An 8,551-nucleotide genomic window follows, 5' to 3' on the forward strand; every position below is an offset into this window, starting at 1 on the left:
AAACGCCTTGGGAGAGTCCGGCCTCTGGATTCTTAATGGAGACATTGAGAATCTAAGCTGTCTCGTTGAACAAGGAATTTCCGATAGTGATAGGTCAAGAATCCCCCGTCACAGCGTAGCTTGACGGTGGGAGTATGTCAACTCTGTCAATCTTAGGCATTTCAGCAGTTAAAGTCATGGCTATAATCTGAAATTACCGAAATTTATCGACAAAAATAAGCTAAACTAACGGCAAAGATAATAGGTTTTGATTTTTTCCTTGGGATTACTTATGGACGGTATTTGTACCTTAGCCAATGATCGCATTTACGATCAATTAATCGCTCTACTCAATAGCATCGAGGTAAATGGGGGAAAAGCTCTTCCTGTTTGTGTCTATCCCTACGATGACAACACCGAACGTATCAAGGCGGAAATTGCTCAACGTCCTAATGTAGAGTTATTTGATGATCGGGAAGTGATCGAACGCTGGGAAAATTTCGCCAAGTCGATTTGGGATAGCCACCCGCAAGCCCGCGAACGTTGGTTGAAATCGGGTTGCACTGACCGATATTATCGTATGGGAATGCACCACCGTTTTATTGCTTTTGATAGTCCCTTCGAGCGTTTTATCTACATGGATGGGGACACCTTGCTACTCGATGCCATTGATAAAATCTTCGCTATCCTAGATAGGCACGATTGTGTTGTTTATGACTTTCAGCATAAAGATCCCACTCATGTCTACGAAGTTTCTCAACCAAAATTATTCGAGGTTTTTTCCCGTGATCGTATCGAAAAGGAGATTTTTTGTGCAGGTTTCTACGCTTCTAAAACTGGTTTATTCGATGAAAATCAGCGCAATTGGCTAATCGAACAATTGCGAGCAGGAGAAGCAGAAATTCTCTATCCGATGGCTCCCGATCAAACTATCGTCAATTATATGATGATGCGCTCAAATTTTTCTATATATAATCTAGCTCTTCAATTGCCTAAAGAAGAACGCACCGGCTGCTGTGTCACCTCTCCCCATTTTCAGGCTTTAGATAATATTCTTTATGATCAGGGCAACCGCTTGACATACCTTCACTACATTGGTTTATCTTCCTCTCTGTTCACTCGACTTTGTAGCGGTGAAAATCTCGATTTTCCCTATCGAGATATTTTCTTACACTATCGTTATCTCTACGAACCTAGTCAACGTCCTATATTTACAGATAGTCCCAAACCCTATCAAACACCGAACCCAACTTTTTGGCAAAAAGTAACCAGAAAACTCGGCTTAGGAAAATAATAATTAGGGTTTGCTGAATAAATCTAAAAACCTTGTTGGATAATATCTTTAGGCTTTTTGGAAATCAAAAAGTGCCAGCCCTTGGAGTGATCGGGGGGGAAATTTAGGCACTTTTTCCCTGAAAATTAGGTAATTGACCCCCTGAAAATGGGTAAAACCCTCCACCCCACACCCCACACCCTGCCCCCACGAAAAACTTTTTCAGCAAACCCTAATTAGGGCTTGCTGAATAATGGTAAAACCCTTTTAAAATAAGGCTTTTGACCTGTTAAAATCCGATAACCTTGTTTTTGTAAGGGTTTCAAGGGATTCGATCAAACCTCCCGCTCTACCGCTCGACCTAGGAGTGGCGTGACGGAATTAGTCTAAACTCCAGTCTCAAGCTCGGTTAACCTGCTCCGCCCAGGCTTGTCGCTGGTCAATAATCGCTTGGCGTAAAAAAAAGGAGTGAAAATAATCACCCCTACTGATAATCAGAACAAAAACTGGCTTAAACCTAGAGAGCATTGGCTCCCGCTACTACTTCTAACAATTCTTGCGTAATAGCGGCTTGACGCGCTTTGTTGTAGGTACGGCTTAAAGTGCCAATTAACTCGCTGGCGTTCTCGCTGGCGTTGCTCATTGCCGTCATCCGGGCTGCCAATTCACTAGCCGCCGATTCCTGGAGAGCGCGCAGTAACTGGTTATTTAAGTACAAAGGTAGGAGAGAATCGAGGATTTGGACGGGATTCTGCTCAAAAATCATGTCTTGGGGAAAAACCTGCGCCGGTTGGCTGGCCATTTTTTCCCGTTGTACCTTAAATTTTCCTTCTTTAGTCACCAAACGGAAAATCTCGTCATCCTGTACCGCTAAACCTTGGGTAGTTAAAGGTAACAGGGTTTGAATCACGGGAGTGGAACTGATCAGGGAGATAAAACGAGTATAAACCAACTCGACCCGATCGACTGTTTCCGATAAAAACAAGGAAAGCAATTCATCCCCAATAGTGCCAGCTTCATCGGCAGTGGGAATCTGTTCGAGGTTAATAAATTTAGCGGCAATGGGAGCATTCCGGCGCTCGAAATACTGTGCTGCTTTCCGGCCCGCAATAACTAATTGATAGTTAATCCCTTGCTCTTTTAATTCATTCATCCGTTGTTCGGCACGACGGATGACATTAGTATTATAACCGCCACAAAGACCTCGATCGCCTGTGACTACCAACAGAGCTACGGTTTTTACTTCCCGTTGGGCCAGTAGGGGTAAATTAACATCACTGAAGGCTAAACGACCTTGGAGATTATAAAGTACCTGAGCGAGGGCATCGGCAAAAGGACGGGTACAGAGAACTTGTTCTTGGGCGCGGCGCACTTTTGCTGCCGCCACCAGACGCATGGCCTCGGTAATTTTTTTGGTATTTTTGACCGATTGAATTTGGTCGCGAATCGCTTTGAGATTAGGCATAATTCAGTTATCAGTTATCAGTTATCAGTCATCAGTTATCAGTCAAGAGTCGGGGTTTAGGAGGGAATGGAGAGGTGGGTAAATGGGGAGATAGGGAAATTTCAACTCATACCCCAAAACCCCAAAACCTCAACACCCCATCCCCCAAAACCTAACCCCCATTACCAACATTCATTTACTGATTACCGAGATTATTTAAAAGCCTGTTTGTACTCGTTGATGCCATCTTTGAGCAGGCCTTCCGCTTCGTCGTTGAGTTGTTTTTCAGTGCTGACGATCTCAACGTAGCGAGGTTTGCTGGTTTTCAGGTATTCCCGTAAACCGGCGCAGAAATCGATAACTTTATCGGTGGCGATATCGTCGAGATAACCGTTTAAACCAGCATAAACCACCGCGACCTGTTCCCAAACGGAGAGGGGGAAGTTTTGGGGCTGTTTCAGGATTTGACGCAGACGTTGACCGCGAGCCAGTTGTGCTTGGGTGGCCGCATCAAGGTCAGAAGCGAATTGAGCAAAAGCTTCTAATTCGTCAAACTGGGCTAATTCCAGTTTTAATTTACCGGCAACTTTCTTCATCGCTTTCGTTTGGGCCGCCGAACCCACGCGGGATACGGAAATACCAGCGTTAATAGCGGGACGGAAACCAGCGTTAAAGAGGTCGGTGGAGAGGAAGATCTGACCGTCAGTAATCGAAATTACATTGGTGGGAATGTAGGCAGAAACGTCACCGGCTTGGGTTTCGATAATCGGCAGGGCGGTCATGCTACCACCACCGAGGGCATCGCTGAGTTTAGCGGCGCGTTCTAGTAAACGGGAGTGGAGATAGAAAACGTCGCCGGGGTAAGCTTCCCGACCGGGAGGACGACGCATGAGCAGGGATAGCTGACGATAAGCTTGAGCCTGTTTGGTGAGGTCATCGTAGATAACTAGGGTCGCTTTGCCTTTATACATGAAGTATTCGGCGATCGAAGCTCCGGTGTAGGGGGCGATATACTGGAGAGTGGCGGGGTCGTTAGCGTTAGCGGCCACCACCACGGTGTAATCCATGGCGCCTCTTTGGGTGAGGGTGTCGATTACTTGGGCGACGGTGGAGGCTTTTTGACCGATGGCGACATAGACACAGATCACGTCTTCGCTTTTCTGGTTAATGATCGTGTCAATGGCGATCGCTGTTTTACCAGTTTTTCTGTCACCGATAATTAACTCCCGTTGACCACGACCGACGGGAATCATGGCATCGATGGCGGTAATGCCGGTTTGCATCGGTTCACAGACGGATTTGCGAGCGACAATACCGGGGGCGGGGGATTCCACCAGACGGGTTTCGCTGGCGAGGATGTCCCCTTTACCGTCGATGGGACGACCGAGAGCATCAACCACGCGGCCGACTAAGGCTTCACCCACGGGAACCTGAGCGATTTTACCGGTGGCTTTCACCGTACCGCCTTCTTTAATCCCGAAACCGTCCCCCATTAACACCGCGCCGACGTTATCTTCTTCGAGGTTAAGGGCGATGCCGACGGTTCCATCTTCAAATTCTAATAGTTCTCCCGACATGGCTTGTTGCAGGCCGTAGATGCGGGCAGTACCGTCACCCACTTGCAGGACGGTTCCCACGTTGGAGACCTGTACTTCTTGGTTATAGGATTCGATCTGTTGACGAATAATCGTGCTAATTTCGTCGGGTCTGATAGCTACCATAGTTTAATCTGGGAAAAGGTAAAAAATTAGGAGGTGAAAAAACGGCAAAAAAGGGAGATTAGATGGCCTTAGCGCAGGGAGAGGCTGAGGCGTTGTAGTTGACCGCGAATGCTGGCATCAAAGACCTGAGAACCGACTTTGATCACCACACCACCGATGAGGCTGCCATCAACTTTGGTTTTCAGTTCGACCACATTTGCCCCGGTCAGGGTTTTCACTTTGTCGATGACGATTTGTTTTTGGCTATCGTTCAATTCGGTGGCCGAGGAAACTTCCGCTAAAACGGTGTTAGTCAGCACTCTAGCCAGGGTGAGATATTGTTGACAAACGGGTTCTAAAAATTGAATCCGACGTTTATCGACCAATAACATCATGAAGTTAGTTAAATAGGGATTGGCACTGCTCCCCATTACTTGGGAAAGAACGGCTTTTTTAGCTTCTTCTTTGATCACGGGATTGCCGATAAAAGCTCTTAGATCGGGAGCATTTTCTAACAATTCTAAGAGGGATTTAATTTCGCCGCCGATCGCTTCTAATTGTCCGCTGCTTTGGGCGACGGAAAGTAATGCTTGGGCGTAGGGTTCGGCGATTTCTGAACTGATTAAACTTCCCTGCATCTATTTACCTCCTAGGTTGGCCAAACTGCGATCAATTAGGGTTTGTTGTACCGATTCTTCCAGTCCGGTGCTTAACTGGGATTCCACATTAGCTAAGGCTAAAGCGGTAATTCTTTGGCGTAATTCTACTAAAACGCGATCCTGTTCCGCCGAGAGATCTTTAGCGGCACTTTCGCGCATTCTTTGAATATCCAGATCGGCTTGGGCAGCGATGTCGGCGGTGACAGCTTTAGCTCTAGATCGAGAGTTATCGATAATTTTTTCCGCCTCTTGTTTTGCCAGGGCGAGTTTTTTCTGTTCTTCGGCGAGGGCGGTAGCGGCAATATTTTTCCGGTTTTCCGCTTCGGCCAAAGCTTCAGCAATCTTCGACTGACGTTCTCCGAGGATTTGTCCGAGGACTTTGCGGCCGTAGAAGATGATTAAACCGAGCAGAATCGAGAGGTTAAATAGGTTAGTTCCTAAAATATCGGTGTTGATGCCGAATCCCTCTGCTGCTGCTTCCTTCGCCTCCGTGGCTAATAATAAAACTGTGTCGATGATCATGATTATTGAGGGCGGGGAGTAGGTTATTCAGTTATCAGTTATCAGAGGTAAGTTTCCAGTCTTCTAACTCCTGACGACTGACTTCTATCTTTTTACTGATCACTGTTATTAACCAATGGCTGGGATTTAGTGAACGAGTTCGGGGCCGAGGAGTTTTTCGAGAATTTGACGGGAAAGAGAGGCCACTTGTCCTTCTAGAGAACGAAAGGCTTCTTCTTTCTGTTGGGCAATTTCGGCGGCGACGGCTTCTTTACGAGCGATCGCTTCCTTTTGGGCTGCGGCAACTCTTTCGCTGGCTAGTTTTTGGGCCTCGGCTTGCGCTTGGGCGATAATCTCTTGGGATTGTTTACGAGCCGAACTCAATTGCAATTCGTACTCTTGTACCAGTGCTTCGGTTTTGGCTAGTTGTTCTTTGGCTCCGCTTTCTGTTTGCCGAATGTACTCCGCCCGTTCATCTAAAACTTTACTGAGGGGTTTATAAAAAACGGCGTTTAGGATCACTGCCAAAAGAATAAATTGTAGTGCCATCACTGGCAGAGTGGCATCGAAATCAAACATTGATTTATTCCTGATAAATAGAAGCTATAGACAGGTTCAAAAAAGGAAGATGATCCCCCTGCTTTAACAATGAACAGTCAGGGGGAATCACTAAAATTCCCTTAACTAGCTATCAGCCTTCCGTCCCAAAAACTAAATTTTTTAGTTGGCTCCTTTGGCGTTTTTTAGAGTTTTGAAAAATCCCCTGCCAAGCTGCGGACTGGGGGCTGATAGCCCACTGCTTTTTTAATTAGGCGAAGGGGTTAGCGAACAGTAAAACGAGAGCGATAACCAAGCCGTAGATGGTTAAGGATTCCATGAATGCCAAGCTGAGGAGAAGGGTACCACGAATTCTTCCTTCAGCTTCGGGTTGACGGGCGATACCGGAAACAGCTTCTCCAGAAGCTGTACCTTGACCAACGCCGGGGCCGATAGCGGCTAAACCAACGGCGAGGGCGGCGGCGATAACGGAAGCGGCAGCTACTGTGGGGTTCATGGTGATTTTTTCCTCTATTTACTAATCAATTTCAATCTGTTGTTTACAGAGCGCGTTCTCAGCCGTAAAAAATGGCTGGTTTTCTGCTCAAAACTCCCGAAAGAGTTTTTGGGAAAGAACGATCCTGGAATTCAGTTGCTCATCCTGAATTCGACCAATAATTTCTTAGTTATTATCCTATTATTTGGACACTTTTCCCTAAGAAATTTTTCTGTTTTCGTCCCTCGCTTTTAAGCGTGTTCTTCTTCGTGTTCCGATTCCAGTGCCTCATGGATATAGGCCCCGGCAAGGGTGGCGAAGACAAGGGCCTGAATAGCGCTGGTAAATAAACCGAGAGCCATCAGGGGTAGGGGTACGACTAGGGGGACAAGGAAGACTAATACGGCCACTACCAACTCGTCCGCGAGGATGTTTCCGAAAAGACGGAAGCTGAGGGAGAGGGGTTTGGTAAAGTCTTCTAAAATTTTGATCGGTAATAGCACGGGAATCGGCTCTAGGTAGTGAGCGAAGTAACCGAGTCCTTTTTTACTGATGCCCGCGTAGAAGTAAGCGAGGGAAGTCAGTAGGGCTAACGCCACCGTGGTATTGATGTCGTTAGTGGGGGCGGCTAATTCTCCTTCGGGCAGTTCGATTAACTTCCAAGGAATCAAGGCCCCTAACCAGTTAGAAACGAAAATAAATAAAAATAGGGTGCCGATGAAGGGCAACCAGGGTCGATATTCCTTTTCTCCTAGCTGGTTTTTGGCTAAATCGCGCAGAAATTCCAGAACGTACTCCATGAGGTTTTGAATACCTCTGGGAACTTTCTGGATCTTGCGGGTAGCGGCGATCGAGGCGATGATTAAGATAGCGAAGACGATCCAGGAGACCGCGATCACTTGCCCGTGAATTTTTAGTCCGCCGATGTGCCAGTACCAGTGTTGTCCCACTTCCAGGGAAGCGAGGCTATAAAAATTAAGCACACTTAAACTGTCTAACATTTCCACCTTGGGGAGATTCGGGTTCGCAAATCAGGGTTATTTTAACGGTCAAAGGGGTTAGGAATCGGCTTTCTGCTCCAACTTGAAGATGGTTTGCAGGGTATAGACGATGATCGCCCCTTTATAGGTCAAAAACCCCAAAAAAACTGGCACTATGTGCAGTTCTTGCCAACGACTGGCGATGATGATTAATCCAGCGAATAGGGCTAATCCTTTTTTGCCCACCCGATTTTTCGTTACCCCCAATTTTTCCACTTCCCCGGCCAGGAGTTTTAGGTAAACAACTCCCACCATTGCCCCTAATAGGTAATTAAGAGCGGTATTGAGGGAATAAAACCACCACACGGGGATAAAGATCAGACCGCTTAAGATCAGGGTGGTGATCAATAAGGTGTTTTGTAGTTGATAGTATTCCCGCATCGGATCTGACGGCGGGTTGGTTTTTGGGGTTGGGGGAGATTCGATCGATGGGTCAGACAAGGTACACCTAAATCAGCGATAGACTAATCTCAATATCTGGACTGCTTTCCGAGCTATGACGCTCAGGTGAGCCACAAGACATATTATCACGGCAGGGGCAACAATTATTAAGCAATTGTAAATTGTCATGATTCCCCCCGCTATCAGCCGTCAGCCGTCAGCCTTGAATCAGTTATACTTTGCACGGCTATAACTTGCATTTTTTCCTCAAAGACAATAATATAGTTTAAGAGTCATAATTAGAAGCAAAGCACTCATTGACAACATGATTAACCTAGAATTCACGGAAGAAGAAAAGAACTCACTGTCTTAGGAAAGATTTCATCATCCCCATCCCCGGGTTCAACTGAAGATGGAAGTTCTTTGGTTAAAGAGTCAAAAAATACCGCACCAAAAAATTTGTCAGTTAGCAGGAATCTCGCCAAATACCTTATTAACTTATCTTCGAGATTATCAAGAAGGCGGAATAGAAAAATTAAAA

General features: G+C 46.3%; 9 protein-coding genes and 2 pseudogenes. 3 read left to right on the forward strand and 8 right to left on the reverse strand.

Annotation, left to right across the window (positions count from 1 at the left end):
* A pseudogene (locus tag IM456_RS18820) lies at positions 1 to 124 on the forward strand (zinc ribbon domain-containing protein); the annotation flags it as partial.
* A gap of 147 nt (positions 125 to 271) precedes the next feature.
* Positions 272 to 1,273 (forward strand): Npun_R2821/Npun_R2822 family protein, encoded by a 1,002-nt coding sequence (locus tag IM456_RS18825; protein WP_149988374.1) that lies wholly within the window; start codon positions 272 to 274, stop codon positions 1,271 to 1,273.
* A 496-nt stretch (positions 1,274 to 1,769) separates the two neighbouring features.
* Here IM456_RS18825 and IM456_RS18830 read toward each other — a convergent pair whose 3' ends face one another.
* The 8 genes from IM456_RS18830 to IM456_RS18865 all read right to left on the reverse strand — a co-directional run bounded on the left by IM456_RS18830 (position 1,770) and on the right by IM456_RS18865 (position 8,010).
* Positions 1,770 to 2,717, reverse strand: coding sequence for a F0F1 ATP synthase subunit gamma (locus tag IM456_RS18830; RefSeq protein ID WP_002750073.1), 948 nt, complete (start codon positions 2,715 to 2,717; stop codon positions 1,770 to 1,772).
* Between the two features lie 191 nt (positions 2,718 to 2,908).
* Positions 2,909 to 4,417, reverse strand: coding sequence for a F0F1 ATP synthase subunit alpha (gene atpA, locus IM456_RS18835; protein WP_002795849.1), 1,509 nt, complete (start codon positions 4,415 to 4,417; stop codon positions 2,909 to 2,911).
* A 68-nt stretch (positions 4,418 to 4,485) separates the two neighbouring features.
* Positions 4,486 to 5,034, reverse strand: a complete 549-nt coding sequence (gene atpH / locus IM456_RS18840) for an ATP synthase F1 subunit delta (protein ID WP_002763366.1) — start codon at positions 5,032 to 5,034, stop codon at positions 4,486 to 4,488.
* Complete coding sequence (locus IM456_RS18845; protein WP_149988373.1) at positions 5,035 to 5,577, reverse strand: F0F1 ATP synthase subunit B; 543 nt, start codon at positions 5,575 to 5,577, stop codon at positions 5,035 to 5,037.
* Between the two features lie 126 nt (positions 5,578 to 5,703).
* Positions 5,704 to 6,135 (reverse strand): F0F1 ATP synthase subunit B', encoded by a 432-nt coding sequence (locus tag IM456_RS18850; RefSeq protein ID WP_149988372.1) that lies wholly within the window; start codon positions 6,133 to 6,135, stop codon positions 5,704 to 5,706.
* Positions 6,136 to 6,364: 229 nt separating this feature from the next.
* Entirely contained in the window at positions 6,365 to 6,610 is a 246-nt protein-coding gene (atpE, locus tag IM456_RS18855; protein WP_002740068.1) for an ATP synthase F0 subunit C, read from the reverse strand.
* 230 nt (positions 6,611 to 6,840) lie between these two features.
* The gene (atpB, locus tag IM456_RS18860; protein WP_149988371.1) at positions 6,841 to 7,590 is read right to left on the reverse strand and encodes a F0F1 ATP synthase subunit A; all 750 of its coding nucleotides are present in this window, start codon (positions 7,588 to 7,590) and stop codon (positions 6,841 to 6,843) included.
* A gap of 57 nt (positions 7,591 to 7,647) precedes the next feature.
* On the reverse strand, positions 7,648 to 8,010 hold the full coding sequence (locus IM456_RS18865) for an ATP synthase subunit I (protein WP_149988376.1): 363 nt from the start codon (positions 8,008 to 8,010) through the stop codon (positions 7,648 to 7,650).
* A gap of 325 nt (positions 8,011 to 8,335) precedes the next feature.
* Here IM456_RS18865 and IM456_RS18870 point away from each other — a divergent pair.
* A pseudogene (locus tag IM456_RS18870) lies at positions 8,336 to 8,551 on the forward strand (helix-turn-helix domain-containing protein); the annotation flags it as partial.

This window comes from Microcystis sp. M079S1, assembly GCF_020246425.1.
Lineage (GTDB): Bacteria > Cyanobacteriota > Cyanobacteriia > Cyanobacteriales > Microcystaceae > Microcystis > Microcystis aeruginosa.